Source organism: Bradyrhizobium iriomotense, assembly GCF_018130765.1.
In the GTDB taxonomy this organism is placed as follows: domain Bacteria; phylum Pseudomonadota; class Alphaproteobacteria; order Rhizobiales; family Xanthobacteraceae; genus Bradyrhizobium; species Bradyrhizobium iriomotense_A.
The window spans coordinates 180,390-204,949 of the sequence record NZ_JAFCJZ010000009.1 but is presented as its reverse complement, the minus strand read 5'-3'; the positions used below and the strand labels follow the sequence as shown (position 1 = coordinate 204,949).

21 protein-coding genes and 1 pseudogene are annotated in these 24,560 nt (G+C 64.6%); 12 read left to right on the top strand and 10 right to left on the bottom strand.

The genetic code is table 11. The features are described 5' to 3' along the window. Positions 1-3: 3 nt before the first annotated feature. Together JQ635_RS17835 and JQ635_RS17830 are read right to left on the bottom strand one after the other, a co-directional pair. On the bottom strand, positions 4-1,611 hold the full coding sequence (locus tag JQ635_RS17835) for an acyl-CoA synthetase (protein WP_211411140.1): 1,608 nt from the start codon (positions 1,609-1,611) through the stop codon (positions 4-6). A gap of 105 nt (positions 1,612-1,716) precedes the next feature. Continuing rightward, a complete protein-coding gene (locus tag JQ635_RS17830) occupies positions 1,717-2,214 on the bottom strand; it encodes a hypothetical protein (RefSeq protein ID WP_211411139.1) in 498 nt (165 codons plus the stop codon). A 94-nt stretch (positions 2,215-2,308) separates the two neighbouring features. On the opposite strand from JQ635_RS17830, the gene JQ635_RS17825 reads away from it, so the two are divergent. The 5 genes and pseudogenes from JQ635_RS17825 (at position 2,309) to JQ635_RS17805 (ending at position 10,541) form a co-directional block, all read left to right on the top strand. Further along, positions 2,309-2,677, top strand: a complete 369-nt coding sequence (locus JQ635_RS17825) for a hypothetical protein (RefSeq protein ID WP_211411138.1) — start codon at positions 2,309-2,311, stop codon at positions 2,675-2,677. A 358-nt stretch (positions 2,678-3,035) separates the two neighbouring features. Continuing rightward, positions 3,036-8,612, top strand: coding sequence for a tail fiber protein (locus JQ635_RS17820; RefSeq protein WP_211411137.1), 5,577 nt, complete (start codon positions 3,036-3,038; stop codon positions 8,610-8,612). A gap of 118 nt (positions 8,613-8,730) precedes the next feature. Continuing rightward, a complete protein-coding gene (locus JQ635_RS17815) occupies positions 8,731-9,594 on the top strand; it encodes an outer membrane protein (RefSeq protein ID WP_211411136.1) in 864 nt (287 codons plus the stop codon). Positions 9,595-9,738: 144 nt separating this feature from the next. Beyond that, positions 9,739-10,253, top strand: a pseudogene (locus JQ635_RS17810) (DUF3828 domain-containing protein). A 12-nt stretch (positions 10,254-10,265) separates the two neighbouring features. Next, positions 10,266-10,541, top strand: coding sequence for a GNAT family N-acetyltransferase (locus JQ635_RS17805; RefSeq protein WP_211411135.1), 276 nt, complete (start codon positions 10,266-10,268; stop codon positions 10,539-10,541). A gap of 46 nt (positions 10,542-10,587) precedes the next feature. On the opposite strand, the gene JQ635_RS17800 is transcribed toward JQ635_RS17805, so the two are convergent. Continuing rightward, a complete protein-coding gene (locus JQ635_RS17800; protein WP_211411134.1) occupies positions 10,588-10,986 on the bottom strand; it encodes an SPW repeat domain-containing protein in 399 nt (132 codons plus the stop codon). Between the two features lie 178 nt (positions 10,987-11,164). After that, positions 11,165-12,100 carry a tetratricopeptide repeat protein gene (locus tag JQ635_RS17795; protein WP_211411133.1) on the bottom strand — a complete coding sequence of 312 codons (936 nt, stop codon included), beginning with the start codon at positions 12,098-12,100 and terminating at the stop codon, positions 11,165-11,167. 185 nt (positions 12,101-12,285) lie between these two features. On the opposite strand from JQ635_RS17795, the gene JQ635_RS17790 reads away from it, so the two are divergent. Next, positions 12,286-12,561 carry a GNAT family N-acetyltransferase gene (locus tag JQ635_RS17790; RefSeq protein ID WP_211411132.1) on the top strand — a complete coding sequence of 92 codons (276 nt, stop codon included), beginning with the start codon at positions 12,286-12,288 and terminating at the stop codon, positions 12,559-12,561. Between the two features lie 50 nt (positions 12,562-12,611). Here JQ635_RS17790 and JQ635_RS17785 read toward each other — a convergent pair whose 3' ends face one another. Then, a complete protein-coding gene (locus JQ635_RS17785; protein ID WP_211411131.1) occupies positions 12,612-13,013 on the bottom strand; it encodes a DUF3597 domain-containing protein in 402 nt (133 codons plus the stop codon). A 335-nt stretch (positions 13,014-13,348) separates the two neighbouring features. Between JQ635_RS17785 and JQ635_RS17780 the strand changes: the two genes are divergently transcribed. Further along, positions 13,349-14,257 carry a DUF2189 domain-containing protein gene (locus JQ635_RS17780; RefSeq protein WP_211411130.1) on the top strand — a complete coding sequence of 303 codons (909 nt, stop codon included), beginning with the start codon at positions 13,349-13,351 and terminating at the stop codon, positions 14,255-14,257. A 127-nt stretch (positions 14,258-14,384) separates the two neighbouring features. Then, entirely contained in the window at positions 14,385-15,209 is an 825-nt protein-coding gene (locus JQ635_RS17775) for a lytic murein transglycosylase (protein ID WP_211411129.1), read from the top strand. 75 nt (positions 15,210-15,284) lie between these two features. Here the strand turns inward: JQ635_RS17775 and JQ635_RS17770 are convergent, their stop codons facing one another. Beyond that, complete coding sequence (locus tag JQ635_RS17770; protein WP_211411128.1) at positions 15,285-15,611, bottom strand: hypothetical protein; 327 nt, start codon at positions 15,609-15,611, stop codon at positions 15,285-15,287. A 641-nt stretch (positions 15,612-16,252) separates the two neighbouring features. On the opposite strand from JQ635_RS17770, the gene JQ635_RS17765 reads away from it, so the two are divergent. The 4 genes from JQ635_RS17765 (at position 16,253) to JQ635_RS17750 (ending at position 19,723) form a co-directional block, all read left to right on the top strand. After that, positions 16,253-16,405 (top strand): DUF1127 domain-containing protein, encoded by a 153-nt coding sequence (locus tag JQ635_RS17765; RefSeq protein WP_211411127.1) that lies wholly within the window; start codon positions 16,253-16,255, stop codon positions 16,403-16,405. 126 nt (positions 16,406-16,531) lie between these two features. Further along, positions 16,532-17,959, top strand: a complete 1,428-nt coding sequence (gene trmFO / locus JQ635_RS17760) for a methylenetetrahydrofolate--tRNA-(uracil(54)-C(5))-methyltransferase (FADH(2)-oxidizing) TrmFO (RefSeq protein ID WP_211411126.1) — start codon at positions 16,532-16,534, stop codon at positions 17,957-17,959. Positions 17,960-17,966: 7 nt separating this feature from the next. Continuing rightward, positions 17,967-19,061, top strand: coding sequence for an AMP-binding enzyme (locus JQ635_RS17755; RefSeq protein WP_211411125.1), 1,095 nt, complete (start codon positions 17,967-17,969; stop codon positions 19,059-19,061). A gap of 95 nt (positions 19,062-19,156) precedes the next feature. Continuing rightward, positions 19,157-19,723 carry a CAP domain-containing protein gene (locus JQ635_RS17750; RefSeq protein WP_211411124.1) on the top strand — a complete coding sequence of 189 codons (567 nt, stop codon included), beginning with the start codon at positions 19,157-19,159 and terminating at the stop codon, positions 19,721-19,723. Positions 19,724-19,768: 45 nt separating this feature from the next. Here JQ635_RS17750 and JQ635_RS17745 read toward each other — a convergent pair whose 3' ends face one another. The 4 genes from JQ635_RS17745 to JQ635_RS17730 form a co-directional block, all read right to left on the bottom strand. Beyond that, on the bottom strand, positions 19,769-21,100 hold the full coding sequence (locus JQ635_RS17745) for an MFS transporter (RefSeq protein WP_211411123.1): 1,332 nt from the start codon (positions 21,098-21,100) through the stop codon (positions 19,769-19,771). Positions 21,101-21,139: 39 nt separating this feature from the next. Beyond that, the gene (locus tag JQ635_RS17740) at positions 21,140-22,081 is read right to left on the bottom strand and encodes a hydroxymethylglutaryl-CoA lyase (protein ID WP_211411122.1); all 942 of its coding nucleotides are present in this window, start codon (positions 22,079-22,081) and stop codon (positions 21,140-21,142) included. Continuing rightward, entirely contained in the window at positions 22,078-23,271 is a 1,194-nt protein-coding gene (locus JQ635_RS17735) for a CaiB/BaiF CoA transferase family protein (RefSeq protein WP_211411121.1), read from the bottom strand. The genes JQ635_RS17740 and JQ635_RS17735 overlap by 4 nt, the downstream gene beginning before the upstream one ends. Positions 23,272-23,384: 113 nt before the next feature. Continuing rightward, positions 23,385-24,344, bottom strand: coding sequence for a LysR family transcriptional regulator (locus JQ635_RS17730; protein ID WP_211411120.1), 960 nt, complete (start codon positions 24,342-24,344; stop codon positions 23,385-23,387). Positions 24,345-24,560: the final 216 nt, after the last annotated feature.

Genomic DNA, 24,560 nt, shown 5'->3' with positions numbered 1-24,560 from the left:
CGCTCAGCCTGCCTTGATTTTGTCGAGGTCGAGCAGCCCGCGCGCTTCGAGCTCGTCGCGCACCATCCGTTTCGGCACCTTGCCGTAGCCGGATTTCGGCAACGCCTCCCAGAAGAAGAAGCGCTTCGGCATCTTGTAACGCGGCACCTTCGGTGCAAGGAACGCCGCCATCTCGGCCTCGCTCACCGCCTTCGCGCCTTCGCGCGCTACGCATACGGCGACGCCGACCTCGCCCCAGGTCGCATCGGGCACGCCGAGCACGGCAACCTCCCCAACCGCGGGATGCGTCAAGATCTTCTCCTCGATCTCGCGCGGATAGATGTTGGAGCCGCCGGAGATGTACATGTCGGACGCACGGCCGGTGATGTAGACAAAGCCCTCCTCGTCCATGTGTCCGAGATCGCCGGTGCGGAACCAGCCGTTGCGGAATGCCTTGGCGTTGGCTTCGGGGTTGTCGTAATAGCCCGCGAACACCGCAGGTCCGATCACGCAGATCTCGCCGCTCTGGTTCGCCTTGAGCTCGCGGCCCTCATTATCCTGGATCGAGACCTGCATGCCGGTGCGCTCGAAACCGCAGGTGCCGATCTTCGCATGCGGACCGTCCTCGGGATCGTGCAACGCCGCCGGCAGCACGGTGATGTTGCCCGTGACCTCGCCGAGGCCGAAATACTGCACGATGACCTTGCCGAGCTTCGTCAGCGCCGCCTTCTGGTCCTCGCGATACATCGGCGCGCCCGCATAGATTACCTGTCGCAGCGAGGAATGATCGTATTTGTCGACGGCGGGATGCTCGACCATCATCTTCAGGATCGTCGGCACCGTGAAGAGATTGCTGACGCGATGTGCCTCGATCAGGCGGAACGCCTCGTTGATGTCGAATTTCTCCGTCGGCAGCAGCACAGTGCGCACGCCGCGCGCCGTCTGCACCAGCTGGTGCACGCCTGCGCCATGCGACAGCGGCGCCACCACCAGCGAGGCATCCGCTTCGGTCACGCCGGGGGTGAGATCGGCGAGATGGTTGGTGATGACAAATCCCATCTGGCCGTGGGTCAGCACCGCCGCCTTGGATCGGCCGGTGGTTCCGGAGGTGAAGAAGAACCAGCAGGGATCGTCATATTCGACGTCGGCATTGGCGACGTCGGCGCCGGCCTGCGCGGCGATGGCATCTGCCACCGAGCGCTCACCGAACGCGGCCTTGCCGTCGAGGCTCCATGTGAATTGCAGCGCACCGCCCTTCACCGCCGCCGCATGCTCGGGAAAATCGACATGGCACAGGAACGCTTTCGCGCCGGAAGCCTCTGCGAGATAGGTGACCTCATCCGGCATCAGGCGAAAGTTGGTGGGCACCCAGACCGCACCCAGCCGGAACGCGGCGAACATCGAGAAGAACATCTCGTCGCCGTTCTTGGAGTGGACGAGGATGCGGTCGCCCTTCGTAACGCCGCGTGCGGCGAGCGCCGCGGCCAGCGCCGAGACCTGCGCGTCGATCTCGCGCCAGGTCCAGGATCTCTCGCCCCAGACGAAACCGGGACGCGATCCATGCCGCCGCGCATTCTGCGTCAGCATATAGGCGAGATTCATGACGCGGCGGGACATGCGCAGGGGCTGCATCGGGCTTCCTCTTCGAGCGCGGACGGCGCGCAAGCCGCCCGCTCATTACAGCCCATTTATCGCCATCGCCGGCGCCCCTGCAAGGCCGCTAGCCGCACATCTGCCCTACGGTTGCCTAAACGCGAATGGCGTTGCCGTGATCGCCTTCTCCTTGGAACACGCCTGCGCGCCAAAACCGCCGCAATAGCTGCCGTGCAGATCGAACCGGACAACGCGCGCAGCGCCGCGCTTCATCGGCGGCGCCACGATCTTGTAGCTGCGGACATAGCCGTCGAACACCGGTCGCACGCTGCCATCAGGCAGCGTGACCAGGATATTCATGACGCAGCCGCCGGTTCCGCAATAGGTGGTCTCGCGTTCCCCGCATTTTGTGTCGCGGAAATCGACGATGTAATCGTCGCGGCCGTCGCCGGTCAGGTCGAGCTTGCGTACCGTGTCCGGCGCAAAGCTCACCGCACCTCCGCCCTGGCTCTCGCATTCCTCATTGGCGTAACGCAGCGCCTTCTGCACGCCGGGCGGATAGCCGGCCGGATCGAACGGCTTTGCGTCGTCGGCGCGTGCAGCGGTTGTGAGCAGAGCGAGCAAGACAATGAGACAGCGCATGCGCGTTTGTCGCCGGCGCGCCCGCTATCGTTCAAGGAATTTTAAACATGATCGGCGCAACCTCGCTCAGTTCTCGTGTACAGAGTGCCGCATCATGGTCAAAGCGCCCGCCCTCCTCCTGTTGTCGCTGGCGCTCGCCGGATGTGCCATGGCCCCGCAAGCGCATCTGGCTTCCGACCCCGCCTTCAAGCCTGCACGCTACGCCTGGGATGGCGCCGGCGAGGATCCCAATCAGCCGCGCGCTGCCTCCGGAGCATCGCGAACGACGCGTGCCGCTGCCGTCGCCTCCGAGCGCACCAGATCGCAAGCCGGACTTCAGCCCTATTCGAAGGAATGGTGGCAGGCACAGGACAGCATCGAGGCCGAGCAGGACGCCGGGGTCAACCGCTCCCTCGTTATCTGCCAGGGCTGCCTCCGCCCGCAGCCGAGCGAAGACACGCGCGTGGCCAAGGCCGCGGACTGACAGCCATCGGATTGAAGCCCCAGGCCGGGAAGCCGCCGCGCCGGAGCCGGTGCGCAGCGAGCCCGTCACGCGTGCCGGTCAGCGCCATCGTGCGCGCCAAGATCAACCGCCATTGATGAACGGCGAAGCGCTGCGCCCCGCGCGGTGTCTCGTTTTCAAACAATCATCGCAAAATCACGCGGAAAAACGCGATATTTTCCTCGCACGGCATCGATCGCGCTCCGGTTGCATGTGCCGCGCAGGCTTGTTCCGGCGCAAGCTTCACGCTAGTTAACGTCTGCTTAATGCATTTGTTTGGCTGGCCTACCGCTGGCTTCCAAGGTGGATATGCGCCGTTTCGGCGTGGAATGTGGTGAGTATGGGAAGAGTTGTTTTCATTGATTCCCGCGTTTCCGACATCGATGCCTTGCTGGACGGGCTGGCCCCGGACGAGCAGGCCTTTGTCCTCAACGGCGCCAGCGACGGCTTCGCCCAGATTGCAGCCATCCTCAAGGACAATGGCCTGACCGGGCTCTCGTCGATCTCGATCGTCGGTCACGGCGCTCCAGGCGAGATTGAGATCGGCTCCTCGATCATCGACGACGCGGATCTCGCAAGCGATGCCGCCGCACTCTCCGCGATCGGCGCCTCGCTCGCATCCGACGGCACACTCGCCCTCTATGCCTGCGACACGGCCGCGGGCGCAGCCGGAAGCCAGTTCATCTCGGACCTCTCCGCCTACGCCGGCGGCGTCACCGTCGACGCCGCGACGCATGCGATCGGCAATGCCGATCCCGCGAGCTGGACGCTCGACGCCTCGACCGCTCCGGCAGCGACTGCCATCGACGCTCCCTTCGCGGAGCAGGCGCTTGCAAATTTCAGCACCACGCTCGGCATCATCAACCTGACCCCCGGCACGTCAGCGGCGTTTCACGGCGGTGGCACCGCCGTGTTCATCGCACCGAACCTGACCGTAACGGACAGCTCCTCCTCGACGCTCTCATCCGCCGTGGTGAGTCTCGTCGGCTTCGTCGCCGGCGACACGCTGAACTTCACGGACCAGAACAACATTCACGGCAGCTACGATTCCGCCAACGGCATCCTCACTCTGAGCGGGAGCGACACGGTCGCAGACTATCAGGATGCGCTGCGCTCGATCACCTACAGCTTTTCGGGGAACGGCGATCCGACCGGCGGCGGCACGCACCAGGTTCGCGACATTACCTGGCAGGTGTCGGACGGCACGAACACGAACATCACGGCATCCCCGATCAACAACGATCAGCCGTCGCTCGGGCTGACCCAGCTGATCCCGCTCCAGGGCACCTATCCCGCGCATGGAGACGGCACGTCCGATCCCGGCACCATCGACCTCGGGTCCATCAGGACCTTCGCCGGAAGCTTCGCTCCCAGCCACACGGCGATGGCCAGCGGGCAGCTCCTGTCGATCGCCCAGAACACCGCCCTGTTCTCGCTGCTCGGCACGAACTATGGCGGCAACGGACAAACCACCTTCGAGCTGCCCAACCTCCAGGCCACGCTCGCGGTCGGCTCCGAGAACAGCGCGAATTTTTCGCTCGGAACCAATTACGGCACGGACACGGTCACGCTGGGGACCCAGAACCTGCCGTCGGGCTTCGGCTCTGGAACGGCATTCACCAACGATCAGCCTTCGCTGACCGTCAACTACCTCATCAACACGGGCGGACCGAGCGCGAGCTCAGCCTCGAACTGGCTCGACGTCGCCGGCGAGATTGTCCCGTTCCTCGGCAACTTTGCGCCGACAGGATATCTGCTGGCGGCAGGCCAGTTGCTGAACATCGCTGACTATCCGAACCTGTATAACGCCATCGGCACGACCTATGGCGGCGATGGGGTCACGACGTTCGCGCTGCCGGACCTCACCGGCCGCACCATCATCGGGGTCGGAACGAACTCGATCGGCGATTTCGAACTTGGCACGGTCGTCGGCCAGGATACGGCTACACTCTCGACGTCGAACCTGCCCTCTCCGGTCGGAGCTTCAACCGACTTCAGCAACTACCAACCTTCCATCGCTCTGCACTATCTGATCTCTCTCGAAGGCGTATTTCCCTCCCAGAGCGGCTCGTACTCAGACACCGCTCCATGGATCGGCGAGATCATTGCCTACGCCGGAAAGGGCGCGGATCTCGATTATATGCTGGCGCACGGCTGGGCCGAGTGTCGGGGCCAGCTACTGTCGATCTCACAGAACCAGACCCTGTTTGCGCTCGTCGGAACCACTTATGGCGGCGACGGCCAATCCACCTTCGCCCTGCCGGACCTGACCGGTCGCGCCGTCGCGAGTGTGGGCACGAACTCCCAAGGCAACCAGGTCGAGCTCGGCCAGCAATACGGCACCGCCTCCACGACGCTCATCTCGAGCGAGGTGCCCCTGACGGCGAGCGTGCTCGGCGTCGTCCATACCGCGCCGACCGTCACCGCCGGCGCCAGCCTGAATTATGCGGTGGGCAGTGCGGCGGCCCTGCTCGACAGCACGTTGACGGTCGCGGACCCCGACAGCGGCGGCAATCTGACCGGAGCAACCATCAAGATCGCCAGCGGCTTCGTCAGCGGCGACACGCTGGGCTTCATCAACCAGAACGGCATCACCGGCAGTTACAACGCCGCCACCGGACTGCTCACGCTGAGCGGCACGGACACGCTCGCGCACTATCAAACTGCGCTGGAATCGATCACGTTCAGCGCGCCCGGATCGACCGCGCCCGGCTCCCGGACCATCGAATGGAGCGTCACCGACGGCTCGTCCAGCGGCGGGACCAGCAACACGGCGACCAGCACGGTCAGTCTGGTCCAGGTCCCGCTCGTCAGCTCGGTCACGGCAGCGACCACAGGCAATGCGACCGATCTCAATGCCGGCAAGGTCGTCACCATCACGGTGACCTTCACCGACCCGGTGAACGTCACCGGCGCGCCAGAGCTCCAGCTCAGCGACAATGTGGTCGCGACCTATCAAAGCGGCAGCGGCGGCACCGCGCTGATGTTCAGCTATACGGTGCAGGCCGGCGACAGCAGCAGTGACCTCCAGGTGCAAAGCCTGCTCCTGAATGGCGGCACCATCAAGGACGGCTCCGGCAACGATGCGGTGCTGACCGGCACGGCCACCGACCTGCACCTGACGATCGACACCGCCGCCCCCGTGGTCTCGTCGATCAACACGGCCGGCAGCAATCCGAGCAACGCGACCAGCGAGACCTTCACCGTCACCTTCTCGGAGATCGTGAACGCGGTCGACTCGAGTGACTTCACTATCGTCACCGGCGGCTCCGTCTCCTACGCCGGGATGGTCGTGTCGCCCTTCAGCGGCAGCGTCTATTCGGTGACGGTCACCGGCGTCACGGGCAATGGTACGCTCGGCCTCAAGCTCAACGCGTCCGGCACAGGCATCGCCGATCGCGCCGGCAACGCGATATCGGCCGGCTTCACCGGACAGACCTACACGATCGATCACACCGCTCCGACCGTGACGTCGATTGCCGCGTCGGGCGCCAGCCCGAACAACGCCGGCTCCGAACAATTCACGGTGACCTTCTCGGAGAGCGTCAGCGGCCTGACCGCCGCCAACTTCGCCCTGACCACGACCAACACACCGGGGGGTGCCGCCCTCTCCACCACCGGCATCAGCCAGATCACCTCCGCCGACGGGAAGACCTACACGGTGACTGTCGGCGACGTCACCGGCGACGGCACGCTGCGCCTCGATTTCAAGAGCGGTTCGAGCGGCGTCACCGACACTGCCGGCAATGGCGCCAGCGCGGGCTTCACGAGCGGCGACGTCTACACCATTCGACATACCGCTCCGAGCGTTTCGTCGATCGTCGCGAACGGTTCGAGCCCCAACAATGCCGGAAGCGATCAGTTCACGGTGACGTTCTCGGAAGACGTCACCGGTGTCGACGCGAGCGACTTCACGGCGACCCGCACCGGCAGCGTCGCCGACACCGGCATCGTCGTGACGCCCGTCAGCGGCAACGTCTATACGGTGACGGTCAACGGCGTGACCGGCGACGGCACGCTGCGCCTCGACCTGAACGCGTCAGGCACCGGCATTGCCGATGCCGCCGGCAACGCCGTCGCGGGCGGATTTACCGGCGGCGCCGTCTACACCGTCCAGCACACCGCCCCGGCCGTCACTTCGGTGAGCGTGCCCGTGAACGGCACCTACGTCGCCGGCCAGAATCTCGACTTCACGGTCAATTTCAGCGAGGCGGTGTCGGTGACGGGCACGCCGGAAGTCACTCTCACGCTGGACACCGGTGGTCTCGTCGAAGCCCAATATGTCGGCCAAGGTAGCGCCTCCTCGCTGATCTTCCGCTACACCGTGCCTGCCGGGCAGAATGATGCCAACGGCGTCGCGCTCGGCAGTGCGATCGTTCTCAACGGCGGCACGATCAAGGACGCGGCCGGCAACGCCGCCGTCCTGACGCTGAACAATGTCGGCTCGACCGCCGGCGTGCTAGTGGATTCGATCGCGCCGACGGTGACGTCGATCGCAAGCTCCGGCACCGGCATCGTCGCAGGCAGCGGCGATCTCAACGCCGGTCATACCGTCATCCTGACGCTCAATCTCAGCGAAGCGGTCAACGTCGATCTGACGGGCGGCACGCCGACGATGCAGCTCAACGATGGCGGGGTTGCGACCTATACCGGCGGCAGCGGCAGCAGCGCGCTGACCTTCAGCTATCTCGTGGCCGCGGGCGAGAACACGAGCGATCTCGCGGTCAACCAGATCCTGCTCAATGCAGGGACCATCCGCGATCTCGCCGGAAACGATCTCACCCTGCCGGGCGGCGCCATCAACCCCGCCGGGATCCTGCAAATCGACACGCAGGCGCCGGATATCGTCGCCGTCAACGCATCGCCCGCGAGCGGCGCGGTCGGAGCCGGCCAGTCTGTCGCGATCACAGTGGCCTTCGGCGAGGCCGTGACCTTGCCGGGCGGCACGCCAACCCTCTCGCTCAACGATAACGGCGTCGCCACCTACGATGCGGCTGCGACCGCGGCACTGCATGATTCCAGCAAGCTCGTGTTCAACTACACGGTGGGAGCCGGCGACACGCTCACATCTGCGCTCGCGGTCACGGGCATCGATCTGCATGGCGGAGCGATCGGCGACCTCGCCGGCAACGCCGCCAATCTCGGCAATATCGCTACGACATTCACCGGGCTTGCCGTGATCGATTCACTCGTCACGGCGCACGCAGACAGCAATCATGTCGTCGCCGGCCAGACCGTCACCGCCGATGCCGCGCACGGCCTGCTCGCCAACGACACCGACACCAACCCGGCAGATCACGTCGTGGTCAACGCCGTCAACGGGCTCGCCGGCGCCGTCGATCACACCATCGCAGGCGCCTATGGCAGCCTCACGGTGCATGCCGACGGCAGCTATTCCTACGCAGCCAATGGCGGCGTCTCCGGCGTCGCCTATGACAACTTCACCTACACCGCGAGCAATGGCCACGCGGCGCCCTCGACCTCGACGCTGACCGTCCAGGTGATCGGCGGCAACCAGAACTTCGTGCTCGTTCCCGCCGGCGGATCGGCGACCAGCGGTTATGGCAACACCGTCCTCGACGGCAGCGCCGGCGGCGCCACCATCACGGCGGCATCGACCTTCAACGCCCACGAGATCCTGATCGGCGGCCCCGGCGACACGCTGATTGCCGGCAATTACGGCCGGGATACATTCGTGTTCGCCGGCGATTTCGGTCACAACACCATCAACAACTTCCACGCGGCTCTGGACGACATTCAGCTGCAGGCATCGCAGTTCGGAAGTCTCGCCAACGTCTTCGCGGACCTGCATCAGGTCGGGGCGGACACCGTGCTCACACTCGACGTCAATCACGTGGTCACCATCACCAACACCGCGTTGGCGAGCCTGACCTCGGCCAATTTCCACCTGATGTGAGGCAACTCAGGAGGGGGCCGCCGGACCGGGCTGCGATCCCTGCTCGGAGTTGCTAATTGGTCACAGCGTTCAGCCGCCTTGTAGCGTAAAACCACGTCGGAATCGGGGAATTGGGCCAATGAAGAACATCAAGAAACTGGCGCTCGCTAGCGTCGTGGCAGCCGGGGCGGCTTTGGGGACGGCCTGGGGACCGGCGCATGCCGCGGATCTTGCACCAACCTACAAGATGCCGGTGAAAGCGATCGCCCCGGTTCAGACCTGGAATGGCTTCTACGTCGGCGGCAATGTCGGCTACGATTGGAGCACGGGCTCCACGGGTATCTCCGTCCTGTCGACCGATCCGGCACTGGCGGCCCCGCTCGCCGCACTGGTCGCGGCCGGTTCATTTCCGACCGCGCTGTCGCCCTCGGCCAAGGGCGTGATCGGCGGTATCCAGGCCGGCTACAATTGGCAGATCGCCCCGCAATGGCTGGTCGGCCTCGAGGCCGACTTCCAGGGCGCGGACGTTAAGGGCTCAACCACCCAGGCGCTTGCGCCGGTCGGCTTCGATGCCACCTCGACGACGGTTAGCAAGGGCATCGACTGGTTCGGCACCGTGCGCGGCAGGATCGGCGTGCTGGTGGCGCCGCAATGGCTGCTGTATGGCACCGGCGGTTTCGCCTATGGCCGCACCAAATCCTCGTTCAGCACCACCGACGTGACCGGCGGATGCGTCGTGGGCGCGACCATCTGCGCCAGCGGCGCCTCCTCGGGGACGAGCACCGGATGGACCGCCGGCGCCGGCACCGAAGTGATGTTCGCACCGAACTGGAGCTTCAAGGCCGAGTATCTCTACGTCGACCTCGGCCGGCGGACGCTGAGCGTCGCCTCGTCCACCATTCCAGCCATCGTGTTCACGACATCGACCCCGTTCCGCGAGCAGATCGCCCGGGTCGGCGTCAACTATCACTTCTCGGCCGGCCCGGTCGTCGCCAAGTACTGATCAAGTACTGATCACAGACGCCCCGGGTAACCCGATGCACGCATGGCCAAGGCCGATCAGAGCCGCTCTGATCGGCCTTCGCATTTGAACCTGCCGGGCACAATCAAGCTCTACTGACATGCGCAGCCCCAACCAGGACACTCCATGCTCACCCGTCGCAGCCTCATCGCCACTTTCCTTCTCGCCGGCGTCGGCCCCGCGCTCGCCCAGGCCCCCGCACCCACCGCCCCCTCGCCATCCTGACCGCGATCTACACCCGCGCCGCCAAGGGCAAGGGCGATGGCGGCGGCGCCTTCATCATCGAGAACAAGGCGGCCAAGGCCAAATATCTCTCCAAGGCGCTGGTCGCGCTGTGGGCCAAGGCCGATGCGCATACGCCGAAGGGCGACGTCGGGCCGGTCGATTTCGATCCGGTCACCAATTCGCAGGAACCGGACGTGAAGTCGTTCAAGCTGGACGCCGAGAAGATGGAGGCCGATAAGGAAACAATCGCGGTCACCATGACCGGCCACCGCAACGACCGGAAACCCACTGATCTGGTCGTGCGTTACGACTTCGTGCGCGAGGCCGGTAGCTGGCGCATCGACGACATCAGGGGCGCCTCCGACGGCGAAGCCTGGTCGATCCGCAAGATGCTGACGGACTCGCTCAAGAGCTGACCGGAAGACGACATGAGCGACGTCATCGACAACAAAGCCCACCACCGCTTCGAGCTCGAGGTGGAGGGCCACCTTGCCACCGAGCATTACAAGCTCGACGGCAATGTCATCACCTTCGAGCATACCGAAGTGCCGAAGGAGCTCGGCGGCAAGGGCGTCGGCTCGAAGCTGGTGCAAGGCGCGCTCGACCAGGTTCGCGCCGCCGGATTGAAGCTGATCCCACAATGCCCGTTCGTGAAAGCGTGGATCGAGAAGCACCCGGACTATCAGGATCTGGTGCAGCGATGAGCACACGGCCCGCCCGTAACCGGGCGGGCCTGCTGCAATCTGCGGCCTATTGCCCGTGCTTGAGCAGGTCCTGGTCATTCAGGTCCCAGTCCTGCCACAGCAGCAGCACACCAAGGAGCACCACCGCCGCGCCGAGGCTCGTGTGGTAGATGCGCAGGAACCCTTCGCCGGAATAGCCGAGGGTATAGGGCGAGGCGATGAGCCACAATCCGACCAGGATCGTCGCCACTTCTTGCCAACGCTGCAGCGCGACATATTCGAGCTGACTGATGCCAAACACGATCAGGCCGACCGCGACCGCATTCAGGATGACCATCTGATCTCCGGAGATCGCGGGCTGATCCTGGATGGGAAACCACGGCGAGACGACAATCAATGCGCCCAGCAGCATCCCGGACCAATCTTCCCACGTGCGATGAGTATTCAAGAAACCAAAGTCCGACATCGTACCCTCCTCTAACAGAGGCACACGTCGGCGGCTGGCGATCACGACTTCCGAATGTCTGGCGACCCTGCCTGCCGCATTCGGACGTATGTCCTGTGGAACACGTGGGAACCGCCGGCGACCGCGCAAGAGCGGGAGCGAGGATTATTTCGACGGATCAACTCATATCGCACCGCAGCTAGAGCGCCCCGAGCTTCCTCAACGACTCCTGCGCCGTCTGCAAGCCCGGCTTCAATTCCAGCGCCTTCCTGAAATCGGCGATCGCACCCTGCCTGTCGCCGAGCCGCAGCTTAGCCTGTCCGCGGTTATTCCAGGAGAACACGTCTGAGGGATCGTATTGCAGCGCCTTATCGTAGTCGGCAAGGCCGCCCTTGTTGTCGCCCTGGTACAGCCGGATCATGCCGCGATTGCGCCAGCCGCGCGCATCCGTCGGCGCGAGCCGGATTGCCTCGCCATAATCGGCGGCCGCACGGTCGAGCTGCTCGCTGTCGCGATAGACGTTGCCGCGGTCGATATAGGCAAGCAGATCCGGCGCAAGCTTGATCCGCGTGGTGTAATCGGCAAGCGCATGCGCGGTGTCGTGCTTCCGGGCATAGACGAAGCCGCGATTGGCATAGGCGGTCGCATAGTTCGGGTCACGCTTGATCGCCGCGTCGAAATCCGCAACGGCGCCGTCGAGATCACCCTTGTTGAAGCGGGACTCGCCGCGGTTGCTGTAGGCCAGCGCCATGGCCGGATCGAGCTTGATGGCCTGGTCGTAATCGGCGATGGCACGATCGTAGTCGCGCTTGAAGCTATAGACACGGGCACGGTTGTTGTAGGCGCAGGCATAGTCCGGCGCGAGCCTGACCGCCTCGTCGAGATCGGACAGCGCAGCGTCGAACTCGCGCTTCTCGGTGAGTCCATGGCCGCGATTGCAATAGGCGCCTGCGAGCCTGCGACCGGTCTCGCTTCCAGTGTCAATGACGCTCGAGCAGGCCGTGACCCGCTGGTCCGGCATGCTGGTCGGCCCGACGCACGCCTCCCACGCCGGACCGCCTTCGGCCGCAGCCGGAATCGCTGCCGTCGAAGCGAGCGCGGCGAGCAAGGCCATGGCGCTGAGCGGGACACGCATTTTCCGGATATCTCCCCTGCGGCAACCTCCCTTGGTCGCACCTTGGCAAGGACCGGTTCAGCCGCCTAAAGCGCGTCATCGCGCTTTAGGTTATTGTTCGAGCATGATCTTTTCGGAAAACCGCTTCACACTTTTCCGGATCATGCCCTAGATCAACTGCAGACATCACTTCGGAAGGATTTCGCATGGCGGCATCGGTACGCGACAACAAGGACAAGAGCCGCTTCGAGCTCGATGCCGGCAGTGACATCGCCTTCGCCAATTACCGGCTGACGCCGTCGGCGGTGATCATCACCCACACCGAGACGCCGCGCGCGCTGCGCGGCCGCGGTATCGCCTCCGAGCTGGTCAAGGGTGCGCTGGATCTGATCCGCCGCGACGGCAGGAAGGTGATCGCCGGCTGCGGCTTCGTCGTCGACTATCTCGACAAGCATCCGGAGGATGCAGACCTCGTCGCCTGAACGCAAAAGGGCCCGCGCGAGCGCGGGCCCTTCGACAACCGAGGGATCGGTCAGTGCTTGATCTCAGGCGGCAGCTTGCCGCCATTGGCGGCGAGCTTGGACATCACCTGCTTGTGCAGCCAGACGTTCATGCTGGCCGAGTCGTTCATGTCCCCGCTATAGCCGAGCTCCTTGGCGAGGTCCTTGCGCGCGGCAAGGCTCGAGTCGATGTCGAGCGCCTTCATGAGGTCGACGATCGAGGTGCGCCATTCCAGCTTCTCGCCCTTGTGCGCGGCAACCGCCTTGTCGACGATGGCCGCGACATCGACGGCCGCCATCGGCGCGGCTGCCGGCGCCGATGCACCCGGCGCGGCGCCTGCGGGGGCACCGGCTGGCGCTGCGCCACCGGCGGGCACGGCGGAAGCCGGCTGGCTGCCGAAGATCGCGCTCATGATTTTCCCGAAAATGCTCATGTCTGTTCCCCGAAAAGGATCCGTTGGAAGGCCTTGAGTGACCACTTATAGACGAAGTTACTGCGTTGTGCCCGCGGAGTTCTGCGAGCCGACAACCAGCATCAGCTTATCTGCGGCGAAATGACGGCCGAATGACATCATCGAGGTTGCGCTGCGGCATCGAATTTCACCTAGGCGTGAGGGACAGGACTCGGAATTGGGAGTAGCCTCACAGCGCAACTCGCGATCCCGTCCGGAATTCGCGTCTGGTTGGAATCGCGAAACTCAGAGAAGAGCGGCCGCTTGCGCCGTTTGCTGGCGCCGAGTGCGGCTGCCCAGCAAGGGAGCTAGCGACCATGGCCACACTCTACCAGGGCAATGTACCCACGACGGCCCGGCCCACTGATGCGGCTGGACCTGTCATCCGAACCATCCACCTGTCCGACCTGCACGAGGCGCTCCAGCGCGGCTGGGAGGATTTCAAGGCGGTTCCGAGCCACGCCATCATCCTGTGCGTGATTTATCCCGTGCTGGGCCTCGTGCTCGCCCGCGTGGTGATGGGCTATTCGGTGCTGCCGCTGCTGTTTCCGCTGGCCGCAGGCTTCGCCCTGATCGGCCCGTTCGCAGCCCTCGGCCTCTATGAGCTCTCCAGCCGGCGCGAACGTTATGAGGAGGCCAGCGCCTGGGATGCCATGGAGGTGCTGCGCTCGCCTTCGTTCGGCGCGATGCTCGGCCTCGGCACGTTGCTGCTCGCTCTTTTCGTCACCTGGGTTGCGACCGCGCAGGCGATCTATGTCGCCGCGTTCGGTTATGAGGGCGTCGCCGGGATCTCGGATTTCCTGACGCGCGTGCTGACGACCCAGCAAGGCTGGTGGCTGATCGTGGTCGGCTGCGGCACCGGATTCCTGTTCGCGCTCGCTGCGCTCTGCATCAGCGCCGTATCGTTCCCGCTCATGCTCGACCGCCATGCCGGCGCGTTCGAAGCCATGGTGACCTCGCTGCGCGTCGTCGCCAGGAACCCGGTGCCGATGGCGGCCTGGGGCCTGATCGTCGCCGTGCTGCTGGCGCTTGGCACGATCCCGGCGTTCCTCGGTCTCGCCGTCGTGATCCCCCTGCTCGGCCACGCCACGTGGCATCTCTACCGCAAGGTGATCGTATCCGAACCCGGCGCGCGGCCCGTGCCGCCTCCGCCGCATCGTCCGCGCAAACCGGCCGCCGATTTCCCGGCCAATCTCTTTCCGTGGCGGAATCGAACGGACGCTTAACGATCTCGTGACATCCGATCCTGCCCGGCTTCGGGCAGGATCGGCCTGTCATGCGCCTTGCTTTGGCCGCGGTTACAATCAAAATTGCGCAGCCGGTCAGATCACATCACGGAATCCATTTCATCTGATGACCCCGACGATTTCTCGTCTCGCTCTCGCAGCCCTCGCCCTCTCCGCGTCAATCCTCTCCGCCCAGCCAGCGCTTTCCGCTGCTGCCTGCGGCTCGGGCAATTTCGACGCCTGGCTTGCGGATTTCAAAGCCGACGCCGCGGCCAAAGGTATTTCGCAGCAGGCCATCGCCACGGGACTGGCCGGCGTGACGCTCGACCAGAGCGTGCTCAACCGCGACAAGTCGCAAAAGGTCTTCACCCAGACCTTTGAAGAGTTTTCCGGCCGCATGGTGCCGCCGCGGATGACGCGCGGCTCCAACATGATGAAGCAATACGGCTCGGTGCTGTCGCGCATAGAGCAGACCTACGGAGTGCCGGGCGAAGTGCTGGTCGCGATCTGGGGTCTGGAGACAGATTTCGGCGTCAACACCGGCAAGTTCGCCACCATCCGCTCGCTGGCGACGCTGGCCTATGACTGCCGTCGTTCCGATCAGTTTCGCGCCGAGCTGCTGGATGCGCTGCGCATCGTCCAGCGCGGCGACCTCGCGCCAGCCGACATGAAGGGCGCCTGGGCCGGCGAGCTCGGCCAGACCCAGTTCATGCCGTCGTCCTGGATGAAATATGCCGTCGATTTCGACGGCAACGGCAAGCGCGATCTCCTGCACAACGCGCCCGACGTGCTCGCCTCCACCGCCAACTATCTCGCCGGCTACGGCTGGCAGCGCGGCAAGGACTGGCAGCCGGGCAGCCCGAACTTCGCGGTGCTGCAGCAGTGGAACAAGAGCGAGGTCTATTCCAAGACCGTCGCCTATTTCGCCGCCCAGCTCGCACGCGCTCCCTAAGACAACACTTGAAAGAATGCGTAGGGCCGACCGCCAAGCGACCGGCCCTCTCTTGGGTCGCGTTTACCTACCCGTTTACTTGCCCATGGTGGCGTGCATCGCCTTGTTCAGATGCGCGCCGCATGCGCCCATTTTGCCGTTCAGCAGCGAGTCCTGAGCCGCCGCGATCTCCTTCTGCGCGACGAACTTGCTGTCACCGTCGGCCATGTTCTCGATCGCGGTCTCCGTCTTCTCCAGATTGGCCCCGCTGCAGCCGCCCATGGCGTGCTTGGCGGCCTGGGCCGGCGCGACGGCGAATGCGACGGCGGCAATTGCGATAACCCCGAGTAACTTCGTCATGATGTTACTTTCCTTCTCTTGTTCTTGGGACAGACCCAGCGACATTGCCGGAATCTGCGGCATGACTTTCCTCCGGTTGCGGCAACTTGCCGCAATAAATTCCCCGCGAGAATTGCGTGATGTTGCGCGCCGCGCAGAGCCGCATGCGAAATTTCTGATTTTCATTACAACTTGGTAATCAGGGGACGCACGCTTGGCGTGTGTGCACCGCATCAACGTGGCGTGTCAGCCCCTGAAGCGATCACAGCGAATGCGTCCGGGCTCGCCGACAGTCTTGAGAGCACTCCCTGCCGTCGGTGCCGACGAATCGCAGTTCCGCAAGCGCGACGCCCTTGGCAAAATTTCGAATCAAGATTCATTTATATGCTTCTGCGATTCATGCGATTCGCGCATGCGAGACTTGGGCTTACAAGCTGACCCGACGTGTTGCGGATCACGGGATCGCGACTTATTTCAACCCTCATCGGAACCGCAATGCCTGCTTTAACTCCGTGATTTCACGGTATTTTATTGCAGAAAGCGGTTGCTCCCGCCCAGCTCTTGGGCGGGCCTGCCAAGAGGTTAATCGCCCCTTACCGATGCTATGCACTCTTCGCTTAGCTGCATCGCAACATCGGAACTTTCGCACTGCACCACTCTCACCTATATTCATTTCAACGATGAGGCCTAAAGCAAAGGCTGAATCGAACTACAGGAGACTACCAATGCTGCTCTCGCTCATCCGCATGATCCAGACCTTCCGGGACTATCAGCGCAATGTTGCCGAGCTGTCCCAGCTCAGCGATCGCGAACTGGCCGACATCGGCCTCGATCGCTCGGACATCCCGCGCGTTGCCGCCGGCCAGTATCAGGGCTGATATCGTTCAGCCCTTCCCGGAACGGACCGATAGCGCCCGCCTCGTGCGGGCGTTGTCGTTTCCGGAGGCAGAAAACTCGATCTCGGCGATTCCACTTGTCGCCGAAAAGCGCTACCTGTCCGCCCCATGACAGGATCCCATTCCAATAGTGTGCACGTGATCGGCGCGGGCCTTGCCGGCTCCGAGGCCGCTTGGCAGGTCGCCAAAGCCGGCGTGCCCGTGGTGCTGCACGAGATGCGGCCGGACCGCATGACCGAGGCGCACCGCACCGACGGGCTCGCCGAGCTGGTCTGCTCCAACTCGTTCCGCTCGGACGACGCCGCCAACAACGCCGTCGGTCTGCTGCATGCGGAGATGCGCCGCCTCGACTCGCTGATCATGCGCGCGGCCGACGCCAACCAGGTGCCCGCCGGCGGCGCCCTTGCGGTCGACCGCGAGGGCTTCTCCGCGGCCGTCACCAAGGCACTGAACGAGCATCCCCTGATCGAGATCGCCCGCGGCGAGATCGCAGGCCTGCCGCCGGCCGAGTGGAGCAACGTCATCGTTGCCACCGGCCCCCTCACCTCGGCGCCGCTGGCCGATGCCATCCGCGCGCTGACCGACGAGAACGCGCTCGCCTTCTTCGATGCGATCGCGCCGATCGTGCACCGCGAGTCCATTGACATGTCGGTGGCCTGGTTCCAGTCGCGCTACGACAAGGTCGGCCCCGGCGGCAACGGCGCCGACTACATCAACTGCCCCATGACGAAGGAGCAGTATGACAGCTTCGTCGCCGCGCTGATCGCCGGCGAGAAGACCGAGTTCAAGGAGTGGGAGACCAACACGCCCTATTTCGACGGCTGCCTGCCGATCGAGGTGATGGCGGAGCGCGGGCCCGAGACGCTGCGCCACGGCCCGATGAAGCCGGTCGGCCTCACCAATCCGCACGATCCGGCGACGAAGGCCTACGCCATCGTGCAGCTGCGCCAGGACAACAAGCTCGGCACGCTCTACAACATCGTCGGCTTCCAGACGAAGCTGAAATACGGCGAGCAGCAGCGCATCTTCCGCACCATTCCCGGGCTGGAGAAGGCCGAGTTCGCCCGCCTCGGCGGCCTGCACCGCAACACCTTCCTCAATTCACCAAAGCTGCTCGACGGCCAGTTGCGCCTGCGCGCGCAGCCGCGGCTGCGCTTCGCCGGCCAGATGACGGGCTGCGAGGGCTATGTGGAGTCTGCCAGCGTCGGCCTGATCGCCGGCCTCTATGCGGCCGCGGACGCGCGCGGCGAGACGCTCGAGAGCCCGCCGGGCACGACCGCGCTGGGATCGCTGCTCGGCCACATCACCGGCGGCCACATCGAGACCATCGAACCGGGCACGCGCTCGTTCCAGCCGATGAACATCAATTTCGGACTGTTCCCGCCCCTCGCGAGCGCGCCGACCAAGAAGCCCGACGGCACGCGCCTGCGCGGCAACGAGAAGACGGTGGCCAAGAAGCAGGCGATGAGTGCACGGGCGCTCGCCGATCTCGATCGCTGGATCGCCGATCACCTGCGCATTGCCGCCGCCGCGTGAGTTTTCGATGAGCCTCCCCAAAGACGACGCCGCAGAGCTCTCGGCGCGCTGGACCGAGGGCGTCCTGCTCAAGCGCGATGTGTTCTCGACCGTCGAGCGCGGCCGCTTCCGTGCCGAGACCGGCGAGGTCGACGCGGTGCTGCGCCGGCTCGACGAAGTGCCGTGGTGGTCATTCCTGCTGGCACGGCATCTGTTCGCACGCGAGAAGCATGCGCTCGCGCTCGCCAAGGGTCTGAATATCGGCCCCGAGCTGCTCTGGGCCGGCCGCCGCGCCTTGGTGCGCGGCTTCGTCGACGGCGTCGCGCTGCATCTGGCAAAGCCCCATGGCGACCTCGCCTATTTCCGTTCGGCCAAGGCGGCGTTGCGACGGCTGCGCCGCGCCGGCATCTGCCACAACGATCTCGCGAAGGAGCAGAACTGGCTGGTCGGCCGCGACGGCCGCGCCTATGTGACGGACTTCCAGCTTGCCGCGTGCTTTACCCGGCGCGGCCGGCTCTATCGCATCCTTGCCTACGAAGACCTCCGCCACCTGCTCAAGCACAAGCGCTCCTATGCGCCCGAAGCGCTGACGCCGCGCGAGCGAAAAATCCTGGCGAAGAAATCGTTTGCCGCGAGCCTATGGCTCGTTACCGGCAAGAAGGTCTATCGCGCGATTACCCGCGGCCTGTTCAACTTCACCGACCGCGAAGGCGGCGGCCGCCGGCTCGTGAACGATGCGCCGGTGCTGGCCGCGCTGATCCTCAAGAATCCTGCCGTGCGCGACACCGCCATCGTCGCCTTTGCCGATCGGCGCTCCGGCGTCGGCCTCTACGCCTTCGTCGAGGCGGATCAGGCCACGCTCGAAGGCCAGCTCCGGAGCGAGCTTTCCGCGGCCAAAGGTCCAAAACCGCCGGAACACATCCAGGTCGTGCACGCGCTACCGCGCGACACTAGCGGCAAGCCGCGCACCGAGATCCTGCAACTGGTCGCCATGAACCAGCTCGACCTGATCGAGCCGATGATGAAGAACGACCAGGACCGCGCCTTCCTCAAGGACATTCTGGAACAGCGCAAGAACCTGCGCGATCGGTTCAATTTCGAGGCGGACCTGCCGGCCGGCTAGTGTGGCGGTCCGTGCCTTGAAGCATCCACATTGGCGATAGAGAAGCAGTCGGACAATTCGGGCTTGGCGGGGTCATGGGCACTGGGGGGATGACGATGCAGCGTACGGTTCGCGGCCTGATCGCCGGCGTCCTGCTGCTGGCGGCCGCCCCCGCAATGGCCGAATCCCCGGCCGAGCTGATCTCCGGCTTCCGCCTCAAGCACGGTGAAGTCCGCGTTGTCCGCGATTCAACTCTCGACCGCATCGCCATGGACCAGGCGCGCGCCATGGCCGCGAAGGACGACCTCAGCCACGATGCGCTTGGCCCGTTCAACCGGCGCGTCGCACCGGCGGGCGCGGGCCGCGCCGCCGAGAACATCGCCTACGGCTACGACAATTTCGAGAAGACGCTGGGACAGTGGATCGACTCCTCCGGGCACCGCAAGAACCTCCTGCTGCACAACGCCTCCCGCGTCGGCATCGCGAGCGCCAGGAACGCCAGCGGCAAACGCACCTATTGGGCGATGGTGATCGCAGGCGATTACGAGCCGAAGGGCAAAGGCAAAGGCAGAGGCAAGAAGAACGACGGGGAGCCGGTGGTCGCCGTGAAGCGCGAGGCGGCGCCTGCCAGCAAGCCGAAGCCGAGCAGCTGTCACATCAAGCTGCTCAGCCTCTGCATCTGACGAGACGACTTCAGCCGCGGCGGGCCGCCTCGATTGCCGCAGTCGCTACCGCACGGGTTCCGCCAAATCCTTGGCTTTCAGTTCGCGCGGCAACACCGTCAAGAGCAGCGTGGCGCATACGACGCACAAGCCGCCAATGACGTAGAGTGCCGGCGTCGTGCTGCCGGTCATATCCTTGACCGAGCCGACCATGACCGGACTGACGATGCCGCCGACCTGCCCCAGCGTGTTGATGAGGGCAATTCCGCTCGCCGCGCCCGCTCCGGTGAGAATCTTCGGAGGCAGCGTCCAGAAGGTTGGAATCGACGCAACGACGCCGGCGCCGAGAATGGCCAGCGCGCCGACCAGCGTGACGACGTTCCAGTCGAATGCACCGGAGGCAAAGAAGCCCACGGCCGCAACCAGAACCAGGCCGGCGACAAACTTCGGACGTTCGCCTGACGCATCCGACAAGCGCCCGACGATGATCATGCAGATCGCGCCGCAAATGTAGGGTACGGCGGTCAGGAAGCCGATCGCGGCCGCGCTGCCTCCTCCGGCCGCCTTGATCAGATCGGGCGCCCAGAAATTGAGGCCATAGGACGCGATCTGGATCAGGAAGTAGATGAACCCGAGCAACAGCACGCCGGGCATGAGCAGCGAGCGCCATGCCGAATGCTCGCCGATCTCGCTCTTCTGGCGATCGAGCTGGACCGAGATCAGCCGGCGCTCGTCATCGCTCAGCCATTCCGCCTGCGCGATCCCGTCGTCGAAGCGCAGCAGCACGACGAAGCCAAGCGCAACGCATGGAATGCCGCCGGCAAGGAACAGCCATTGCCAACCGGCGAGACCGTGCAGCCCGTTCAGATAGTTGAGGATGAGGCCGGAGATCGGCGCGCCGATGATCCCCGAAAACGCCGTCGCAAGAAAGAACACGGACGTCATGCGGCCGCGATGCGACTTCGGAAACCAGAGCGTCAGGTAGTACAGAATGCCCGGCGCAAAGCCGGCCTCCATGGCGCCGATCACGAAGCGTAGCGCGTAGAACTGCCATTCGCTGTGGACGAAGACCATGGCCGCCGTCGCCAGCCCCCAGGAGATCATGATGCGGGCGATCCAGCGCCGTGCGCCAAAGCGATAGAGCAGCATGTTGCTCGGGACTTCCAGCAGGACGTAACCGACGACGAACAGGCTGGCGCCAAATCCGTAGGCGGTGTTGCTGAGGCCGAGATCGGCCTGCAGCGCGGTCTTGGCGAAGCTGATGTTGACGCGGTCGAAGAACGCGAAAAAATAGCAGACGATGATCAGCGGCATCAGCCGCCACGCGATCTTCTTGATGACCTGCTGCTCCGTGATTCCAGCACCGAGGTCGGCGTTAGCCGCCGTGGCAATCGTCATGGTTTCCTCCAATTTGCTTTGAGATTTGGTGGCGGCCGCTCAGCCGGAGCCCCGCAGACGTTCCGGTATGGGATGCAGATCGCGGGGGCGACCGGCCTTGGCGACCTGCCCCGGCACCTCATGTCCGACCAGGCCGGGCAGCCGGGCCGAGAGATCGATCAAGCGCTGCAGATCGAGACCGGTCCGCAAGCCAATCTCATGGCAGAGATTGACGAGGTCCTCGGTGCAGACATTGCCCGTCGCGCCCGGCGCGAATGGACATCCGCCGAGACCTCCCAGCGCGGCGTCGAAGCGCCGCGCGCCGGTGTCATGCGCAGCGAGCACGTTGACGAGGCCGAGGCCGCGCGTGTTGTGGAAATGAAGCGTCAGCATCTCCGCCGGGACCAGCAGCAAGACCCTGGCCACCAGCCGCGAGACCTGCTCGGGATTGGCCATGCCGGTGGTGTCGGCGAGCGTGACGCCGTCGGCCCCGAGATCGAGATAGCGCTTGACGATATCGAGCACCTTTTCAAACGGCTGCATGCCTTCGAATGGGCAGCCGAATGCGGTTGCGACGGTCGCATTGACCAAGGCGCCGCCGGCATGAGCGGGCCTCACGATCTCGGCAAGCGACGCCAGCGATTGCGCGTGCGTCCTGTTCATGTTGGCGCGGTTGTGCGTCTCACTCGCCGACATCACGAAATTGAGCTCGTCGACACGTGCCGCCAGCGCCAGCTCGGCGCCTTTCCGGTTCGGGATCAGCGCCGTGTAGATCGTGCCGGGCCGGCGCTCGATGCCGGCGAAGACGTCCGCAGCGTCGCGCAGCGACGGGACAGATGCCGGTGACACGAACGAGGACACCTCGATGCGGCCAAAGCCGATCGCAGATAGCGAATTGATCAGCCGGATCTTGTCGCCGGTTTCGACCCACTTCGCTTCGATCTGGAGGCCGTCGCGCGGAGCGACTTCGTGGATCATGATATCCGGTGGCGTCGCCATCATTGCACTGCTCCACTGCGGCGCAGCTGCGCGATATCGCCGGCCTGCAAGCCGAGGCCCGTCAGCACCTCATCGGTGTGCTGTCCCAGCGTCGGTCCCGGCCACCTGACCGCACCCGGCGTGTCGGAGAGCTTTGGGGCGATGCCCGGCATCTTCACGGTGACATCACCCAGCAGCTCGGTCGGCAGGATCATGTCGCGGGCTGCATAATGGGGATCGTCGACGATGTCGGCGACCGAATAGATCCGGCCCGCAGGAACATCGGCTGCATCGAGGCTCGCGAGGATCTCGTCCATCGTTCGCTGCGAGGTCCACGCGGCAATAGCGGCGTCGAGCAAGGCGTTGCTGCGGACGCGTCCGTCATTGCTGGCCAGGGCCGGATCGTCCGCTAGGTCCGGACGGCCGGCCACCTGCATCAGGCGCTTGAAGATCGCATCGCTGTTTCCGGCAATGACGACGTGGCGCCCATCGGAGCTCGGATAGGTGTTGGAGGGACTGATGCCCGGCAGGGTGCCGCCGGTGCGGGTCCTGACATGCCCCATGAGATCGTATTCGGGGACGAGGCTTTCCATGAGATTGAACACGCTCTCATAGAGCGAGACGTCGACCACCTGCCCTCGGCCCTGCCCGGTCTTGACGCGCAGCAGCGACATCAGTGCGCCGATCACGCCATGAAGCGATGCCAGGCTGTCGCCGATGCTGATGCCGACCCGGGCTGGCGGGCTTTCGGGGTCGCCTGTGGTAAAGCGCAACCCGCCCATGGCTTCGCCGATTGCGCCAAAACCGGAGCGATCGCGATAAGGGCCGGTCTGCCCGTACCCGGAGATGCGCACCAGCGTCAGGTCGGGATTGAGCTTTGACAGCACATCCCAGCCCAGCCCGAGCCTCTCCAGGCTGCCCGGCTTGAAATTCTCGATCACGACATCGGCTTGCGCGGCGAGCCGCAGCGCCACGTCGCGGCCGTCAGGCGATTTCAAGTCGATCGCGATCGACTTCTTGTTGCGCGACTGCAGGTACCACCAGAGCGAAGTGCCCTGATGCAACTTGCGCCACCTGCGCAAGGGATCGCCGCTGCCCGGCTGCTCGATCTTGATGACTTCGGCGCCGAATTCGGCGAACAACCGCGCGGCAAACGGCGCGGCGATCAAAGTTCCGAGCTCGACGACTCGTATTCCGGATAATGGCCCATCCATGTCTGGCGCTCCTCGATCTTCTTTGATCGAGGTGTCGCCGAGCTCAGTATCTCAAGTCCAATATCCATTGATGAACACGCGTTCGCGGATGACGAACGGCATGGAAACCGACGTCAATGAGGCCTGCTCTGCGGCGTCCGCAGGTGATCGAGCATCAACTGGCTTGTCGCCGACAATCCCGCGGGGTCTCTCGCAACCAGAACCAGTTCGCGATCGGCCCATTCGTCGCTCAGCTCGACGGCCGTCAGATTCATGCCGTGACTGAGGACTTCGAAGGCGCGGTCGGGAATGAGGCCAATGCCCATGCCGGCTTGCACCATTCTGCACACCGCATCAAAGCCCGGGACGTGAACCCGCAGCCGGATCGACTTGCCGATCTGCTGCGCCGTGTAGTGAGAGCGAAGATAGATCGAGCTGGCCGCAAATAGGCCGACATGGTCATAGTCGAGCGTATCGGCGAACGAGACGTCCCTGGCCGATGCAAGCGGATGGTCGGACCGCACCACGATGACGAGGCGATCCCGTCGATAGGAGAACCGCTCCAGCCCGCGCGTCGACACATCCGCCGAGCAGATGCCGATTTCCGCCACGCCCTCCTCGACGCCGCGAACGACATCGGCGCTGGGACGCTCCTGCAGATCGAGGCGCACGAGCTCGTGCGAGCGAAAGAAGCCGGGCAGATCATCGGGGAGAAACTCCACGATCGACGACAGGTTGGCGAGCATCCGCACATGGCCACGCACGCCGCGCGCATGCTCGGCCATGTCGACCGCGATCTTCTCGACATTGAGCAGCGTCACGCGCGCATGATGCAGCAGCGACTCGCCGGCCGGCGTCAGCGCCATGCCGGTGGAATGCCGCTCGAACAGGGCGACCTCGAGAACCTCCTCGAGGTCATGCATGCGCTTGCTGACGGCAGAGGGCGCAATCGCCTCGCGCTGCGAGGCACGCGTCAAATTGCCCTCTTCGCAGATGGCGATGAACAGCCGCAGGGTCGTGAGGTCGATCCGCCTGGCGATGTTGGTTCTGGGCGCCCCGCCGGTCGGGCGCGACGACTGCGTTTTCTCTTGCATGGCCGGTTTTCCAATGCAGGAGGATATAGCGTTCGGGGGCACTGGATTTCTCAAAAGTTCAGGTAAATAGCCACAGAATTGGAATCTGATACCAGGATGGACTCTGGACCGGTCATTTTATTCCAAACGGCTGCGCCGACCGGTCCAACCACACGAACTTGCCCCCGCCCGTCATCGAGCCTAATTCGTAGGGCCGGCAATGGCAGAGGTGGGGAC